Source organism: Kitasatospora sp. NPDC048286 (assembly GCF_043201735.1).
GTDB lineage: Bacteria > Actinomycetota > Actinomycetes > Streptomycetales > Streptomycetaceae > Kitasatospora.
The window spans coordinates 45408-60871 of sequence record NZ_JBICZE010000003.1; the positions used below are offsets into that span (position 1 = coordinate 45408).

The window sequence follows — 15464 nt, forward strand, 5'->3', positions numbered from 1 at the left end:
TGCTCCGCTTCGAGGGCTGGGGTTCCTGCTCATTGTGCCCGGGCCCGGTCGGTGAACGGGGGCCGGTCGGCGGACTGGGGCCGGTCGGTGGACCGCGCCTGCTCGGCGGACCGGGTCCGGTCGGTGGACGGCGCCCGGTCGGTCTGGCGCCGGTGGCCGGCGGGCAGGGCCGGGCCGGTGATGCCCGCCGCGGTGACCCGGGTGGCGGCCCACTGGGCGGGGGTGGCGTCGAGCAGCGCGCTCACCACGGCGGCGTCCGGCAACTCGGCCTGGTCGCCGTGGGCGGTCAGGGCGCAGGCGGCGCTCAGGTGGCCGAGCCGCAGCCGGCGCCGCTGGTCCAGGCCCCGGACGGTGCCGGCCAGGTAGCCGGCCGCGAAGGCGTCGCCCGCGCCGGTGGCCTCGACCACCTCGACCGCGAGGGCCGGCTCGGTGACCGCCGTACCGTCCCGGTCCAGGACGGTCACCTGCCGGGCGGCCTCCTTGACCACGACGGTGGCCGGGCCGGGGAAGCGGCGGCGCAGGGCGGCCGGGTCGCCCGTGCCGAAGGCGGCCTCGGCCTCGTCCGCCCCGAGCAGCAGCAGGTCGGCGGCGTTCAGCAGCGGTGGCAGCACGGCCGGGTCGCGCTCGCGCCAGAGCGAGGGACGCCAGTTGAGGTCGAAGCTGACCGTCCGGTTCGGGCGGCGCTCGGCGAGCAGGCCGCGCAGCAGGGCCAGGCAGCCGTCGGAGAGGGCGGCGGTGATGCCGGACAGGTGCAGCAGTCGGGCGCCGGCCAGCAGCGCGGCGGCGGCGGGGTCGGCGAGCAGGTCCGGGGAGAGCGCGGCGGCCGCGGAGCCCCGCCGGTGGTAGTGCAGCCGGCTGCGGCCGGGCCCGAGGTCGTGGCGGTCGCCGGTGGTGCCACCGACCTCCTTGAGGTAGAGGCCGGTCGGGCGGTGCGGGTCGACGGCGACCGCCGAGACGTCCACGCCTCGGGCGGCGACCTCGGCGAGCAGCCGGCGGCCGAAGCCGTCGTCGCCGACCCGGCTGATCCAGGCGGTCGGCACGCCGTGCGCGGCCAGCGCGCCCGCCACGTTGGACTCCGCGCCGCCGACGGACAGCCGGAAGCTCTCCACCGACTCCAGTGGGCCCGGGCGGTCCGGCAGCAGGACGGCCATCGACTCGCCCACACACACGGCCGTCGGGGGAGGACCGGGGCGGGTCGGGCCCTGGGTGTCCTGTCGCGGCATGTGTGGGGCTCCTCGTCTGCGGCCGTTCCGTCGAGAGCGGGCCCACCGGGCCGACTCGTTGCACGTCGGCGCCGCGTCGTCGGTGAGCGCCGGACGTGAGTCGACCCCGTTGACCGGGAGTCAGGTCCGTTGACCGTGATCCGGCGCCGATGCTAGAACCGTGTTGCCAGCATGTGCAACCCTCGTTGCGCATGTTGCAACTTGTGCGGATGGAGGAAGACGGTGGAGCAGACCTTCGCAAGCAACGGCACCGGGCCGGGCATCGCCCGCGGGGCGGTGGCCGCCCTGGCCGACGAGCCGCTCGACTGGCGGTTCAAAGCCGCTCCGCCGCAGTCGTGGGGCCGCACCACGCGGGAGTGGCTCGCCACCGGCCCCACCCTCTCCACGCTCGGCACCCCGCTGCTCACCCTCGACGGCTCCGCCCTCGACCACAACGTCCGCACCATGGCCGACTGGTGCGCCGACGCGGGCGTCGCGCTCGCCCCGCACGGCAAGACCACCATGGCGCCCGCGCTCTGGCAGGCCCAGCTCGACGCCGGCAGCCACGGCATCACCCTCGCCAACCTGCCCCAGGTGCGGATCGCCCGGGCCTTCGGGGTGCAGTGCATCCTGCTCGCCAACACCCTGCTCGAACCCGCCGGACTGGCCTGGCTCGCCGACGAACTCGCCGCTGACCCGGACTTCGCCTTCCTCTCCTGGGTCGACTCCGCCGAGAGCGTGCGGCTGATGGACGAGGCGCTGCGCGCCGCCGGCGCCGAGCGGCCGGTCGAGGTGCTGGTCGAGCTGGGCGGTCCGGGCGGGCGGACCGGTGCCCGCGGCGTGGACGCCGCCGCCGAGGTCGCCGCCGCCGTGCTGCGCGCCCCCACCCTGCGCCTGGCGGGCGTCGGGGGGTACGAGGGCGCGCTCGCGCACGACGCCTCGGCCGAGGCGCTGGCCACCGTCCGCGGCTACCTGCGGGACCTCGGCGAGCTGTACGGCCGGCTGGCGGACGCCTACCCGCAGGACACCCGGCCGGTGGTCTCGGCCGGCGGCAGCGCCTACTTCGACCTGGTGGCCGAGGAGCTGGCGAAGCTGCCGGAGGCCTTCGTGGTGCTGCGCTCGGGCGCGTACATCGCCCACGACGACGGCTTCTACCGGGGCATCTCCCCGCTGGCCCGGCACGGCGGGCGGACGCCGTTCCGCGGCGCACTGCACGGCTGGGCCCGGGTGGTCTCCCGGCCCGAGCCGCAGCTCGCGCTGCTGGACGCCGGCAAGCGCGACCTGCCCTTCGACGAGGGCCTGCCCGAGCCGCAACGGGTACGCGGCGGAGCCGAGTTGACCGGCACGACGGCCCGGATCACCGCGCTCAACGACCAGCACGCCTTCCTCCGCGACGCGGGCGACCTCGCGCCGATCGGCGCGGTGCTGCGGCTGGGCGTCTCCCACCCGTGCACGGCCTTCGACAAGTGGACGGCGATCCCGGTGCTGGACTCCGCGGACGCGGCCGAGCCGAAGGTCACCGGCCTGGTCAGGACGTTCTTCTGATGCCCGGGGAGAGAACGGCCCGCCCGGACGCGGGGCGCGGCAGGGGAGCGACGGTCTTCCGCGGTGCCACCGTGGTGGACGGCACCGGCGCGGACCGCTACCGGGCGGACGTCCGGATCGCGGACGGCCTGATCACCGAGATCGGCGAGGGCCTCGACGCCCCCGAGGCGGTGGACGCCGACGGGCTGGTGCTGGCCCCCGGCTTCATCGACATGCACGCCCACTCCGACCTCGCCCTGCTGCTCGAACCGGAGCACCCGGCCAAGGTCACCCAGGGCGTCACCTGCGAGGTGCTCGGCCAGGACGGCCTGTCCTACGCCCCGGCGGACGACACCACGCTGCCCGCGCTGCGCCGCCAACTCGCGGGCTGGAACGGCGATCCGGACGGATTCGACTGGGACTGGCGGGACGTCGCCGGATACCTGGAGCGGATCGACCGCACCGGTGTCGCCGTCAACGCCTGCTACCTCGTCCCGCACGGCACCCTGCGGATGCTCGCCATGGGCTGGGCCAACCGCCCGCCCACCTCCGGCGAACTCGACCGGATGCGGCAGGTGTTGGCGAAGAGCCTGCTGGACGGCGCGGTCGGCATGTCCAGCGGGCTCAGCTACACCCCCGGGATGTACGCGGACACCGCCGAGCTGGTCGAGCTGTGCACCGTCGTCGCGGCCTACGGCGGCTTCCACGCGCCGCACCAACGCTCGTACGGTGCGGGGGCGTTGGAGGGCTACGCGGAGATGGTGGAGATCGCCCGGCAGAGCGGGTGCGCGCTGCACCTGACCCACGCCACGATGAACTTCGGGCTCAACCGGGGCCGGGCCGGCGAACTGCTGGAGCTCCTCGACCGGGCGCTCGCCGACGGAGTCGACCTCACCCTGGACAGCTACCCCTACCTGCCCGGATCCACCACCCTGGCCGCGCTGCTGCCGAGTTGGGCCACCGAGGGCGGCCCGGCCGCGACGCTGGAGCGGCTCACCGACCCGGCGCAGTGCGCGAAGATCCGGTACGAGGTGGAGGAGAAGGGCAGCGACGGCTGCCACGGGGTGGTCACCGACTGGACGACGATCCAGATCTCCGGTGTGCGCGCGGCCTCGCTCGCCGGGGTGGTCGGCCGCACCGTCGCCGAACTGGCCGAGGAGGAGCAGTGGACCGGCACCGAGGTGTTCCTGGACCTGCTGCGCCGGGACGAGCTGGCCACCACGATCCTCCAGCACGTCGGGCACGAGGAGAACGTCCGGGCGATCATGCGCCACCGCGCGCACACCGTCGGCAGCGACGGGCTGCTGGTCGGCGCCCGGCCGCACCCGCGCGCCTGGGGCACCTTCCCGCGCTACCTCGGCCACTACAGCCGGGAGTTGGGCGTACTGACGCTGGAGGAGGCGATCGCCCGGATGACCGGGCGCCCCGCCGCCCGGCTGGGGCTGGACCGGCGCGGCCGGATCGCCCCCGGCCACCACGCCGACCTGGTGCTCCTCGACCCCGGGAAGGTCCGGGACGCCGCCACCTTCGAGCACCCCCGGCTGCCGGCCGAGGGCATCGAGTACGTGTACGTCAACGGCACCGCCGTCGTCCGGCAGGGTCGCACCACCGGCGCCCGGCCGGGGCGCGCCCTGCGTCGAACCGACCGAGGAACCCTGGCCATATGACCGAGCTCTCCGCCCCGACCGATCCCTCGCCGCTGCGTGAGCCGTCGAGCAAGCCGCCGAGCAAGCCGCCGCGTGAGCCGTCGAGCGAGCCGCTGCGCGAGCTGCTGCGCGCCGAACCGGTGATCGCGGTGGTCCGCGCGCCCCGGATCCCGGACGCCGCCGCGCTCTGCGACGCCCTCGCCGAGGGCGGCATCACCCTGACCGAATTCACCTACACCACGCCGGATGTGACGGATCATCTGCTCAGGGCGTCGAGGGCGGGCCGGCGGGTCGGCGTCGGGACGGTGCTGACCGCCGAGCAGGCCCGGCGCGGGGTCGAGGCCGGGGCGTCCTTCCTGGTCACCCCGGGCTGCCGGCCCGAGGTGGCCGAGGCGGCGGCCGCCGCCGGGGTGCCGGTGGTGCTCGGGGCGCTCACCCCGACCGAGGTGGCGCACGCGGTGGACCTCGGCGCCGCCGCCGTGAAGATCTTCCCGGCCCGGTCGTTCGGCCCCGGCTACTTCAGGGACCTGCGCGGCCCGTACCCCGACGTGCCGCTGGTGGCCTCCGGCGGGGTGAACGCGGGCAACGCCGCCGAGTTCCTGGCGCACGGCGCGCTCGCGGTCTGCGCCGGGACGGACGTGGTGCCGCCGGACGTGGTCGCGGCGGGGGACTGGGCCGAGATCACCCGGCGGGCCCGGGTGTTCACGGCGGCCTGCGCGGGGGCGTTCTCGTAGGGGGGGGCGGGCTCGCGGCGGCCCGGTGCGGGCCTCGCCGCGGTGGGGGCCCCGCCGCGGTGCGGGCCCCGAGGCGCAGGCGGCGGCGGGGCGAGGCGGGCTGTCGGGACGGCCGGGATTGGACGAGAATCGGGGGCGCCCCGGCTCGGCCCCGGCCGAGCCCGTCCCGGCTCAGCCCCGCCCGGCCAGGCCCCGGCCCCCCGGACCCCGGTAGGAGGAACCGCCCATGACCTCGACCCGCCCCGGCCCCGACTGGCTCGCCGACGCCGTGCTGTACCAGATCTACCCGCAGAGCTTCGCCGACTCCGACGGCGACGGCATCGGCGACTTCGCCGGCATCGCCGAGCACCTGGACCACCTCGCCTGGCTCGGCGTCGACACCGTCTGGCTCAACCCCTGCTTCGCCTCGCCGTTCCGCGACGCCGGGTACGACGTCACCGACTACCTCGCCCCCGCCCCGCGCTACGGCAGCGCCGAGGACCTGACGGCCCTGGTCGAGGCCGCCCGCCGCAGGGGCATCCGGGTCCTGCTGGACCTGGTGGCCGGGCACACCTCCGACCGCCACCCCTGGTTCCTGGCCTCCGCCGGGGACCCGTCCGACCACCGGTACATCTGGTCGGACCGCCCGGTGGACGGCTTCGTCGCCTCGCCCGGCAGCCGGCCCGGCTGGTACCGGCCGAACTTCTTCGACTTCCAGCCCGCGCTCAACTTCGGCTACGCGCGCAGCAGTTCGGAGGAGCCCTGGCGCCAGGCGGTGGACGCGGACGGCCCGCGCGCCAACCGGGCGGCGCTGCGCGCGATCATGGCGCACTGGCTCGGTCTCGGGGTGTCCGGCTTCCGGGTGGACATGGCCTACTCGCTGGTCAAGGACGACCCGGGCAAGGCCGAGACCGCCAAGCTCTGGACCGAGCTGCGGGACTGGCTGGACCGCGCCCACCCCGAGGCCGTCCTGCTCGCCGAGTGGGGCGACCCGGCCGCCGCCGTCGCGGCCGGCTTCCACGCCGACTTCTTCCTGCACTTCGGCGGGGAGGACGACGGCCTGCCCCTGCGATCGCTCTGGAACAACAACGGCGGGACGGTCGAGGAGTTCTGGCACCAGGAGGCCTGCTACTTCGAGGCCGAGGGCCGGGGCACCCCGCAGCCCTTCCTGGACGCCTGGCGCTGCGCCGCCGAACTCACCGAGGGCAGCGGGCACGTGGTGCTGCCCACCGCCAACCACGACTTCTCCCGCCTGGCCACCGGCCCGCGCACCGCGGAGCAACTCGCTCCCGCCTTCGCGTTCCTGCTCACCTGGCCCACCCTCCCGGCCGTCTACTACGGCGACGAGATCGGCATGCGCTACCTGCCGGGCCTTCCCGACACCGAGGGCAGCGTGCTCGGACCGCGGTTCAACCGGGCCGGCTCACGCACCCCGATGCAGTGGATGCCCGGCCCCACCGCCGGCTTCTCCAGTGCCCCGCCCGAGCGGCTGTACCTGCCGGTGGACCCGGACCCGCACCGCCCGGACGTGCTCTCCCAGCGCGCCGATCCGACCTCGCTGCTGCACACCGTCCGGCGGCTGATCGCGCTGCGCCGGGCGCACCCGGGGCTGGGCTCGGCCGGCGGGGTGGAGGTCCGGCACGCCGGCTACCCGCTGGTGTACACCCGGGCCGGGCGGTACCTGGTGGCGGTCAACCCGCGCCGGGAGCCGGCTTCCGTGCGCCTGTCGGGCCTGTCGGGCCTCTCGGGCCCGTCGGGTCGGCCGGGGGGCCTCCGGTCGCTGGACGTCCAGGGTGTGCGACTCGCGGACGGCGAGCTGCGGGCGGACGGGTTCTCGTACGGGGTGTTCGACCTGGGCTGAGTGCGGATGAGGGAGCCGGGCCGCGTCGGTCGGCGTGCGGGGCCCGGCTTCCGATCATCGCCGGATGGTTGTAAGCTACATCGATAGTTGGTTGCATTCACCACCCATATTGGTTGTATTTGCCACCTTCTGCCATCGAGAGACACCACCGGAGGACGGTACGAACGCCATGAGCACACCCCGGAACCCCGCCGCAGCGCCCACCCTGGGGCACTCGCTCAAGCACCTGGCCATCCACCTGATCACCCCGCTGCTGATGTGCCTGGGCATGGCACTCGCCTACCTGGGCGCCTTCCACCAGCCCGAGCCGCACCACCTCAAGGTGGCCGTGGTCGGCACCACCCAGCAGGCGCAGGGCCTGGCGCAGGCGATCCAGGGCAAGGCCGGGGACGCGCTCGACGTCCGCACCGTGGCCGACCGGGCCGCCGCCGAGCAGCAGCTGCGCGACCGGGACCTGGTGGGCGCCTTCGTACCGGACGCCAGGAACCCCGAACTGATCGTCGCCAAGGGGAACTCGGAGACCTCGGTGGTGGCCGCCACGGCGGTTTTCGCCAACGTCACCGACCGGCAGGGCGTGCCGCTGCACGTCACCGACCTGACCACCCCGGCCGAGGGCGACCCGACCGGACAGGGCCTGTTCTTCCTGCTGGTCGCGCTGAGCATAGGCTCCTACGCCAGCGTCGCGGTGATCGGTGCCGCCGGCGCCGGGCTGAGCATGAAGGTCCGGGCGCTGGTCGGGTTGGCGGTCTCGCTGGCGGTCAGTGTGATCGGGATCGTCACCGCCGGGCCGGTCTTCCACGTGGTCGACCACGACCTCGCGGCGGTCTGGGCGCTCGGCTGGCTCTACTCGGCGGGCATCGTGCTGATCGGCATCGGTCTGCACAGCTTCCTGCGGAAGTGGACCACGCTGGTCATGATGGTGCTCTTCGTGATGCTGAACTTCACCTCCTCCGGCGGCATCTACCGGCCCGAGCTGCAGAACGGGTTCTTCGGCGGCCTGCACGGCTTCTGGACGGGCGCCGGCTTCCTGGAGGGCGCGCGCAGCGTCCTGTACTTCGACGGCGGCGCGGGCCTCGGCGGGAACGTCGTGACCCTGCTGGTCTGGCTGCTGCTCGGCGGGGCGGCCGTGGTGGCCGCGGCGATGTACGAGGGCCGAGGGCGCCGTCCGGTGGAGACGCCGCAGGAGGCCGAGGAGGAGATGGAGGAGGCGGTCGCGGTCTGACCGCGCCCCTCGGAGGAGCTTCACCCGGTGCCACGGGCATCGGCACCGAAGGTGGGGATCGGAGGCCCGCGCCCGGCTCTGGACAAGCCGGACGCGGGCCTCGGCACGTGCCCGGACGGGTTCCGTCGACCGGGCGGCCGAACGGGTGCCCGGTTGGGGCGGGTTCTACCGGTAGGCGGCCTGCCCGGTGAGCGCCTGGCCGACCACCAGCGTGTGGATCTCGCGCTCCTCGTCGGTGAGCAGGGTGGCGAAGTCGATCAGGTCGAGCGGGTCGGCCAGGGCGGTGCCGGTGCTGTGCGGGGTGCTCATGGGCGGTCCTCGAGGTCCTTGTCGTGCGTGGGCCCGTCGTGCGCGGGCGCGTCGTGCCGGTGCGCGTCGTACGGGGCGTCCAGCCAGGCGGCCAGCTCGGCGGTGTGCTCGCCGAGCCGGGGCGGGGGCAGCTGGTAGCGGGGCGGGGTGCGGGAGAGGCCGATCGGGTTGGCGACCAGGTCCAGCGGCCGTCCGTCCGGGCCGGGCAGCGGCGCCCGGGGGTGCAGGCCGAGTGAGTCGGCGAGGTCGAAGGCCTCGGCCAGGTCGTTGACCGGGCCGCAGGGCACGCCGAGCGGGGTGAGCACGGCGAACCATTCGGCGGCGGTGCGGCGTTCGAGCCTGGCGGTGAGCTCGCGGGCCAGCGCGGTCACGTGCGCGACCCGGTCGGAGTTGGTGGCGAAGCGCGGGTCGTCGGCCAGTTCGGGGGCGCCTACGCCCTGGCAGAGCGCGGCGAACTGCCGGTCGTTGCCGACCGCGACGACCAGCGGGCGGTCGGCGGCGGTGAACACCTCGTACGGGGCGATGGACGGGTGGCGGTTGCCGAGGATGCCCGGCACGGCGCCGGCCAGCGTGTAGCCGGCGGACTGGTTGACCAGGCCGGAGAGCAGCGTGGAGAGCAGGTTCAGCTCCACCAGCTGGCCCCGGCCGGTGCTCTCGCGCTCGCGCAGCGCGGCCAGCACGCCGACCGCCGCGTGCAGCCCGGTCAGCACGTCCACCATCGCGACGCCGGTCTTCACCGGCTCGCCGGGGGCCGGCCCGGTCACCGACATCAGGCCGCCGACCGCCTGCACCAGCAGGTCGTAGCCGGGCAGTTCGGCGCCCCTGCCGGAACCGAAGCCGGTGATCGAGCAGTAGACCAGGCGCGGGTTGAGGGCCTGGGCGCGGTCCGGGCCGAGGCCGTGGCGGGCCATCGTGCCGGGGCGGAAGTTCTCCACCAGCACGTCGGCGCGGCGGACGAGTTCGACGGCGCGGGCGTGGTCGGCCGGGTCGCGCAGGTCGAGGGCGAGGGAGCGCTTGTTGCGGTTGACGGAGAGGAAGTAGGTGGCCTCGCCCTGGGCGTGCGGCGGGCCCCACGCGCGGGTGTCGTCGCCGGTGCCGGGCTGCTCGACCTTGATCACGTCGGCGCCGAGGTCGGCCAGCAGCATGGTCAGGTACGGCGCGGCGAGGACCCGGCCGAAGTCGGCGACCAGGACGCCGTCCAGCGGGAGCCCGGTCACGTCCGGCCCCCGGTCGCTCCGGCGGTGGCCGTCGCGCCGTCCGCGGCCGTCGCGCCGTCCGCGGCCGTGGCGTCGCCCGAGGGGGCGTCGCCACGCAGGTGCGGGCGGGCCAGCAGCAGGTAGAGGCCGCCGGCCGCGAGCACCACCACCGCCGAGAGCAGTACCAGGTAGTTGTCGTACCAGGCGGCGTCGGGGGTGCGGCCCCAGCAGATGTTGACGATCGCGGCGACGCCGTAGACCAGCGCGCCGACGTTCACCGCCAGGCCCCAGCGGCCGAGCCGGAAGTCCCCGCTCGGGCGCCAGCGGCGCAGCCGGGCCCGCAGGGCGGCCAGCACCACCATCTGGAAGGCCAGGTAGATGCCGATGCTGGAGAAGGAGATGATCTTCGTGAGGGCGCCTTCGGAGAGCGCCGAGGCACCCACGATGATCACGCCGGGCAGCGCCGCGGCGAGCAGCAGCGCGTACGGCGGCACCCGCAGCCGGTCCGAGACCGTGGCCAGCAGCCGGCTGCCCACGATCATCCGGTCCCGGGCGAAGGAGTACGTGAGCCGGCTCGCCGCCGCCTGGAGGCTCAGCACGCAGGACAGGAAGGAGATCAGCACCACGCCGATCACCACCCGGGCGCCGGCCGCGCCGAAGGCCTCGTGCAGCACCGTGGCCACCGGGTCCGTGTCGTCGCCGGAGACCACCGCCCCGATGTCCCGGATCGACATCACCAGGGCCAGGCTGACGCCGATCGCGGCCGCGCCGCCGACGTAGATGGTGCGCCGCATCGACTTGGGGATCTGTCGACCCGGGTTGGGCACCTCCTCGGCGACGTCGCCGCAGGCCTCGAAGCCGAAGAAGAGGAAGACCGCGATCAGCCCGGCGGCCAGGAAGGCGTCGGCGTAGTCGCCGTCGCGGCCCGCGCCGAAGCGGTCGAAGACCACGCCGAGGCCGTGGTAGCGGTGGGTCAGCAGCAGCCAGGCGCCGACCGCCAGGGCGCCGAGCAGCTCGGCGGCGAAGCCGATCATCGCCGCCGCCGACAGCACCCGGGTGCCCTTGAGGTTGATCACGGTGGCGAGGGCCAGCAGGCCGAGTGCGCACCAGACGGTCGTCGCGGTGCTCGGCTCGACGCCCAGCAGGACGGCCACGTAGGGGCCGGCGCCGTAGGAGACCGCCGCGATGGTGGACATCAGCGCCAGCAGGTAGACCCAGCCGGTCAGCCAGCCCCAGGTGCGGCCCCAGAGCCGGCGCGCCCACGGGTACACCCCGCCGGCCACCGGGAACTGGGCGACCACCTCGCTGAACACCAGGGCCACCAGCAGCTGGCCGAGGCCCGCGATCAGGAAGCTCCAGACCATCGGCGGCCCGGCGGTCCGGAGCGAGGAGGCGAAGAGTGTGTACACCCCCACGACGGGGGAGAGGTAGGTGAAGCCGAGCGAGAAGTTCGCCCAGAGGCTCATGTCGCGCTTGAACTCGGAGGTGTAGCCGAGGGCGGCCAGCCGTTCGGCGTCCGGGTCGGGGGAGTGGAGGGTGGCACGGGCACGGGCATCGGTCATGACCTGCTCCTGGGAACGTGTCGTGATGCGTGGGGGAGCGCTACGGGAGTGCGGGGTGCTGTGCGGGCCGAGGCTGCGGGAAAACATACGAGATTGGGTTTCTAGCGGCAAGAGTGCGCGCTCGACCGGGAGGTACCCTGCGGGAAACATCCGGTCGGACGGTGAACCGGCGGCGACTCGGCAGTGACCAGGTGGCGAGGGCGACGTGCCCGGTGACGACCGGGCGGCGGCTTGGTGGCGGCTCGGCGGCGGTGAACGAGGAGGGGCAGGCATGACGACCATCGGCAGTGCGACCCCGCTGCTCAGCGCCGTCCTCGCGCCGCTCGCCGACCTCGGGCGCGCCGACGCGGTGGCCCGCCGGATCACCGAGGCGATCGCCCTCGGGCTGGTCGCCGACGGGGACCAACTGCCCAGCGAGAACGACCTGGCCGACCAACTCGGCGTCGCCAACGGCACCGTCCGCGAGGCCCTCGCGCTGCTCCGCGAGGCCGGACTGATCGAGACCCGGCGCGGCCGCAACGGCGGCAGCTTCGTCCGCACCCCCGTCGAGGGCTCCCCGCACCTCCAGCTCGCCCGGCTGCGCGACCTCGCCACCGTCGACCTGCGCGACCTCGGCGACGAGGAGCTGGCCGTCTTCGGCACCGCCGCCCGACTCGCCGCCGAACGCGCCCCGGCGGACCTCGGCCCCAGGCTCACCCGGCTGGTGCACGACCTGCGGGACGCCGCCGGGCCCGCCGAGCAGCGCCGGGCCGACGCCCGCTTCCACATCGAACTCGCCGTCGCCGCCCAGTCGGTGCGGCTCACCCAGCTCGCCGTCCGGCTGCAGGCCGAGCTCGGCCCGCTGCTCTGGCTGCCCGCCCCGTATGGGCCGGACCAGGAGCGGTTCGCCGAGCAGCACCGGGAGATCCTGGTCGCCGTGCTGGCCGGCGACGCGGCCGGCGCCCGGGCCGCCGCCGAGGCGCACGCGGTGGCCTGCGTGCACCATCTGGTCCGGCGCCACCTGGAGTTGGCGGACGACGGCTGAGCCGGGGGCCGTACCGCCGTCCCGGAACCCTCACCGCCGCCGGAGCCCCCGATGACCAGCGCGTCCAGCACCGCCCTGCCCGCCGCCCCCCGGGCTCGCCGCCGTCCGGCGGTGCGCCCGGCAGGTCGCCGCCGCCGTCGACGCGGTACTCACCGAACTGGACGGTGGTGCGGGGCTGAGGGGGCCGGCTGACCGGTGCCGACCGGTGCGGGCTGACCGGTGCGGCCCCCGGGTCCGGTATGACCTTCATTTGTGAAGGTATTAGTCGTTCCGCTTCCCGCGCCCGGGCGGCGTGCTGAAGCAGCAGTCCCCGCAGAGCCCGGCGCCCGGTCCGACCCGGTAGTAGAGGCAGCAGCTGTTCCGCCGGAACGCCGTGCCGCGCGGCCCGGTGCGCAGGGTGCCCGCGCCGGCCAGCGGCGGACGCTCCAGCAGCTCCGCCGCCAACGCCCGTGCGGCGACCGGTGCGTGGGCGTCCAGCACCCGCAGTGTCCCGGCCAGCGCGGACGCGGCGTTGCCCAGCAGCAGGCGCGGGGAGAGCGGGGCGAAGGCCCGGACGGCCGCCGCCAGCGGCTCCAACTGGCCGAGCAGAACGGCCTCGTGGAGTCGGTCGGCGAGCGTCCCGGGGGTCGGTTCTTCGGTCGGTCCGCCGATCGGCCCGTCGCCGGGCCGGGCGGGCTCCGGCGGGATCCACAGGTCGAGCGGGCCCTGGTCGGGGATCCGTACCCAGGCGTCCTCCAACGTCGGGACCGTTCCCAGCAGCACGGCCGAGCCCAGCCCCACCGACCAGAAGCGGGCGGCCAGCCCCAGGTGCAGGATCGAGGCGGCGACCCGCGGTTCGCCCGTGCCGAGCCGGCGCGCCACCACCGGCAGCCGCGCCGCCAAGGGCGCGTCGGGCCCGGTGCCGTACAGCTCGGCCAGCGGCCGGAAGCCCTCGGGCGGCCGTCCGTCCGGCGAGGTGTCCAGCGCGAAGTACGGCCCGACGGCCGCGAGTCGGGCGTAGTCGGGCGGCCGCCGGTCGGGAGCGGTGCTCAACGGCCGTCCCCTGTGCGGTCGTTGAGCACCGCTCCCGCGCGTGACGGGGCGGTCGGGCGGTCGAGGGACAACGGTGCCTCCAGGTCTGCGGGTGCTCGGACGGTGGCGCGCGGCCCCCGTCGGCCCCGGTCGGATCCGAGAGGCCCTGGCAGGCCCGGTCGGCCGGGTGTCAGCCGCGCACGGAGAAGTCGCCACCGGTCGTGCGGATGAACGGTACCGTGCCCTGGCAGTCCGAGACCGGCTGGCCGAACACGCCCCAGACCCAGCCCATCCGGTCCCCGCGCCGTCCGTTGTCCTCCATCGAGAGCGCGACCTTCTGGCCGGTCAGCTCCAGGCCCGGGAACCACGGAGCCTCGCCCTTGGTGACCACCCCGGTGGCGATCGCCTCCCGACCGCCGACGGCCAGGCAGGTGATGTCGCCCTCGAAGTCGGCGACCAGCCGGCCGTCGGTGTGCACGTGGCGGACGTGGAAGTGGCCCGCGGTGCTGCGCGGGTCGGTGTTGGTGGTGGCGCGGGCGTCCACCGAGATCTGCACCGGGTCGCCCTCGAAGCCGTGGAACGAGGCGGTGAGGACGGTGTTGCCGGTGCCGCGCACGCTGACCGGCCCGAAGTCGCCCGCGGCGGCGGCCGGTTCCGCAGCCGATGGCGGTGCGGCGGGGGTCGGCACGGCGACGGCGGCCGGTGCGGCGGTGGCGGCCGTCGCGGCCAGGAGGAGCAGCGAGACGGCGGTGGTGGCGAGACGGCGGTTCATGGCGGTTCGTTTCCCCTTCGGTGCGGGCGTTCCGGCGCGGCTGGTCCCGCGCCGTTGTTCCGACGCCACCGATCCTGCTCCCGCCCGACCGGCCGGACCTCCCGCTGCGGAGGGGAGTTGGCGGCGGACCGCTCCCTCCGGAGGAGGAGCCCGTCTCCCCCGGGAGAGCTGCCCGTAGGCTCGGCCGGGTGCGCACCGACTCTCCCTTCGCCCGCTCCGAGGCCACCGACCCCGGGCGGCCGCGGCCGGCCCGGATCCGCCGACCGCTCGCCGCCGTCTCCGCGCTCGTCCTGCTGCCGCCCGTCCTGCTGGCGCAGCCCGGTGCCCGGGGAGCGGCCGCGCTGCTCGCCCTGACGGCGGTGCTCGCCGTGGTGGCGGCGCTGCTGCCGTGGCCGGTCGGGCGGATCACCCTCGGTCCGGCCGCCGCGGTGGTGGCCGCGGTCTCGCTGCTGGTCGACGTGGTCTACCCGGGGCCGTACCGGCTGCCCGCGTTCTGGCTGCCCTTCGAGTGGCTCGCCCTGCTCGGGCTGCTCTTCAGGGCCGTCCGCCGACTGCCCGACCGCTGGGCCGGCCCGGTCGGCGGCCTGGTCGGGCTCGCGGCCGTGCTGCTGCCGCTGCGGTTCGCCCTGCGCACGCCGCAGGGCGGCGCGGCCGGGCCGGTGGTCGGGGTGCTGCTCTCGCTGCTGCCGCTGCTCGGTGTCGCGGCGGCGGCCCTCTACCTGCGGGTCCTGGACGCCCGCCGGGAGCGTGCCGTCGCCCGGGCACGGCGCGAGCAGCGCCTGGAGGTGGCCCGGGGGCTGCACGACTTCGTCGCGCACGAGATCACCGGCATCGTGCTGGAGGCCCAGGCCGGCCAACTCCCCGGCCAGGAACCGGAGGAGACCACCGAGCTGCTGCGCCGACTGGAGGAGGCCGGGCTGCGGGCGCTGGACTCGATGGACGAGATGGTCGGCGCCCTGCGCGAGCCCGACGGTCGGGGCGGCGGGCCGGGGCAGGGGGAGCGCTCCTCCGTGGCGACCACCCGCCGGCTGGGCCTGGCCGACCTCCCCGAGCTGGTCGCCCGCTTCGGAGCCACCGGAGCCACCGGCGCCCTGCGGGCCACCGCCGACCTGGCACCCGGCACCGCCGGCCTGCTGTCCGCCGAGGCCGAGGCGACCGCGTACGCCGTGGTCCTGGAGGCCCTCACCAACGTCCGCCGGCACGCCCCGCAGGCCACCGAGGTCACCGTCCGGGTGGCCCCCGGCCCGGACGGCGCCGTCGAGCTGACCGTCACCGACGGCGGCGGCCCCGCCCGCAGGCCGCTGCTGCGCCGCCGCCCCGGCGCCGGCGGCACCGGCCTGGCCGGACTCGCCGCCCGCGCCGCCGCCCACGGGGGCTCGGTGACCGCCGGCCCGGGCACGCCCGCGGGCTGGCGGGTCAGCT

The 15464-nt window shown here is 75.5% G+C and carries 13 protein-coding genes; 7 read left to right on the plus strand and 6 right to left on the minus strand.

The window, feature by feature from the left end; translation table 11 throughout:
- Window positions 1–29: 29 nt before the first annotated feature.
- Window positions 30–1223, minus strand: coding sequence for a sugar kinase (locus ACGF13_RS08075; RefSeq protein ID WP_392870240.1), 1194 nt, complete (start codon window positions 1221–1223; stop codon window positions 30–32).
- Window positions 1224–1445: 222 nt separating this feature from the next.
- On the opposite strand from ACGF13_RS08075, the gene ACGF13_RS08080 reads away from it, so the two are divergent.
- The 5 genes from ACGF13_RS08080 (at window position 1446) to ACGF13_RS08100 (ending at window position 8168) form a co-directional block, all read left to right on the plus strand.
- Window positions 1446–2747 (plus strand): amino acid deaminase, encoded by a 1302-nt coding sequence (locus ACGF13_RS08080; protein WP_392870243.1) that lies wholly within the window; start codon window positions 1446–1448, stop codon window positions 2745–2747.
- A complete protein-coding gene (locus tag ACGF13_RS08085) occupies window positions 2747–4393 on the plus strand; it encodes an amidohydrolase family protein (protein ID WP_392870246.1) in 1647 nt (548 codons plus the stop codon). The genes ACGF13_RS08080 and ACGF13_RS08085 overlap by 1 nt, the downstream gene beginning before the upstream one ends.
- Window positions 4390–5106 carry a bifunctional 4-hydroxy-2-oxoglutarate aldolase/2-dehydro-3-deoxy-phosphogluconate aldolase gene (locus tag ACGF13_RS08090; RefSeq protein WP_392870249.1) on the plus strand — a complete coding sequence of 239 codons (717 nt, stop codon included), beginning with the start codon at window positions 4390–4392 and terminating at the stop codon, window positions 5104–5106. The genes ACGF13_RS08085 and ACGF13_RS08090 overlap by 4 nt, the downstream gene beginning before the upstream one ends.
- Before the next feature lie 226 nt (window positions 5107–5332).
- On the plus strand, window positions 5333–6946 hold the full coding sequence (locus ACGF13_RS08095) for an alpha-amylase family glycosyl hydrolase (RefSeq protein WP_392870251.1): 1614 nt from the start codon (window positions 5333–5335) through the stop codon (window positions 6944–6946).
- Between the two features lie 169 nt (window positions 6947–7115).
- The gene (locus tag ACGF13_RS08100; protein WP_392870254.1) at window positions 7116–8168 is read left to right on the plus strand and encodes a hypothetical protein; all 1053 of its coding nucleotides are present in this window, start codon (window positions 7116–7118) and stop codon (window positions 8166–8168) included.
- Between the two features lie 165 nt (window positions 8169–8333).
- On the opposite strand, the gene ACGF13_RS08105 is transcribed toward ACGF13_RS08100, so the two are convergent.
- The 3 genes from ACGF13_RS08105 to ACGF13_RS08115 all read right to left on the minus strand — a co-directional run bounded on the left by ACGF13_RS08105 (window position 8334) and on the right by ACGF13_RS08115 (window position 11235).
- Window positions 8334–8477, minus strand: a complete 144-nt coding sequence (locus ACGF13_RS08105) for a hypothetical protein (protein WP_392870257.1) — start codon at window positions 8475–8477, stop codon at window positions 8334–8336.
- Window positions 8474–9622: a CaiB/BaiF CoA transferase family protein gene (locus tag ACGF13_RS08110; RefSeq protein ID WP_392871633.1), complete on the minus strand. Its 1149-nt coding sequence runs from the start codon at window positions 9620–9622 to the stop codon at window positions 8474–8476. The genes ACGF13_RS08105 and ACGF13_RS08110 overlap by 4 nt, the downstream gene beginning before the upstream one ends.
- Window positions 9623–9690: 68 nt before the next feature.
- Window positions 9691–11235 (minus strand): APC family permease, encoded by a 1545-nt coding sequence (locus ACGF13_RS08115; protein WP_392870260.1) that lies wholly within the window; start codon window positions 11233–11235, stop codon window positions 9691–9693.
- Window positions 11236–11506: 271 nt separating this feature from the next.
- Here ACGF13_RS08115 and ACGF13_RS08120 point away from each other — a divergent pair, with 271 nt between their 5' ends.
- Complete coding sequence (locus ACGF13_RS08120; protein ID WP_392870263.1) at window positions 11507–12259, plus strand: FadR/GntR family transcriptional regulator; 753 nt, start codon at window positions 11507–11509, stop codon at window positions 12257–12259.
- A gap of 261 nt (window positions 12260–12520) precedes the next feature.
- Here the strand turns inward: ACGF13_RS08120 and ACGF13_RS08125 are convergent, their stop codons facing one another.
- Both ACGF13_RS08125 and ACGF13_RS08130 read right to left on the minus strand, forming a co-directional pair.
- Window positions 12521–13291 carry a (2Fe-2S)-binding protein gene (locus ACGF13_RS08125; protein ID WP_392870266.1) on the minus strand — a complete coding sequence of 257 codons (771 nt, stop codon included), beginning with the start codon at window positions 13289–13291 and terminating at the stop codon, window positions 12521–12523.
- Between the two features lie 169 nt (window positions 13292–13460).
- Window positions 13461–14042 carry a hypothetical protein gene (locus ACGF13_RS08130; protein ID WP_392870269.1) on the minus strand — a complete coding sequence of 194 codons (582 nt, stop codon included), beginning with the start codon at window positions 14040–14042 and terminating at the stop codon, window positions 13461–13463.
- 188 nt (window positions 14043–14230) lie between these two features.
- On the opposite strand from ACGF13_RS08130, the gene ACGF13_RS08135 reads away from it, so the two are divergent.
- Window positions 14231–15464 (plus strand): sensor histidine kinase (locus ACGF13_RS08135; protein WP_392870272.1); only part of this gene is annotated, 1234 nt, incomplete at its 3' end.

What these genes read in the sequence shown, in the direction of transcription:
- ACGF13_RS08095 (WP_392870251.1), top strand. Translation starts at nt 5,333, where the DNA reads ATGACCTCGACCCGCCCCGGCCCCGACTGGCTCGCCGACGCCGTGCTG.
- ACGF13_RS08130 (WP_392870269.1), bottom strand. Translation starts at nt 14,042, where the DNA reads ATGAACCGCCGTCTCGCCACCACCGCCGTCTCGCTGCTCCTCCTGGCC.
- ACGF13_RS08085 (WP_392870246.1), top strand. Translation starts at nt 2,747, where the DNA reads ATGCCCGGGGAGAGAACGGCCCGCCCGGACGCGGGGCGCGGCAGGGGA.
- ACGF13_RS08120 (WP_392870263.1), top strand. Translation starts at nt 11,507, where the DNA reads ATGACGACCATCGGCAGTGCGACCCCGCTGCTCAGCGCCGTCCTCGCG.
- ACGF13_RS08100 (WP_392870254.1), top strand. Translation starts at nt 7,116, where the DNA reads ATGAGCACACCCCGGAACCCCGCCGCAGCGCCCACCCTGGGGCACTCG.
- ACGF13_RS08105 (WP_392870257.1), bottom strand. Translation starts at nt 8,477, where the DNA reads ATGAGCACCCCGCACAGCACCGGCACCGCCCTGGCCGACCCGCTCGAC.
- ACGF13_RS08090 (WP_392870249.1), top strand. Translation starts at nt 4,390, where the DNA reads ATGACCGAGCTCTCCGCCCCGACCGATCCCTCGCCGCTGCGTGAGCCG.
- ACGF13_RS08075 (WP_392870240.1), bottom strand. Translation starts at nt 1,223, where the DNA reads ATGCCGCGACAGGACACCCAGGGCCCGACCCGCCCCGGTCCTCCCCCG.
- ACGF13_RS08110 (WP_392871633.1), bottom strand. Translation starts at nt 9,622, where the DNA reads ATGCTGCTGGCCGACCTCGGCGCCGACGTGATCAAGGTCGAGCAGCCC.
- ACGF13_RS08115 (WP_392870260.1), bottom strand. Translation starts at nt 11,235, where the DNA reads ATGACCGATGCCCGTGCCCGTGCCACCCTCCACTCCCCCGACCCGGAC.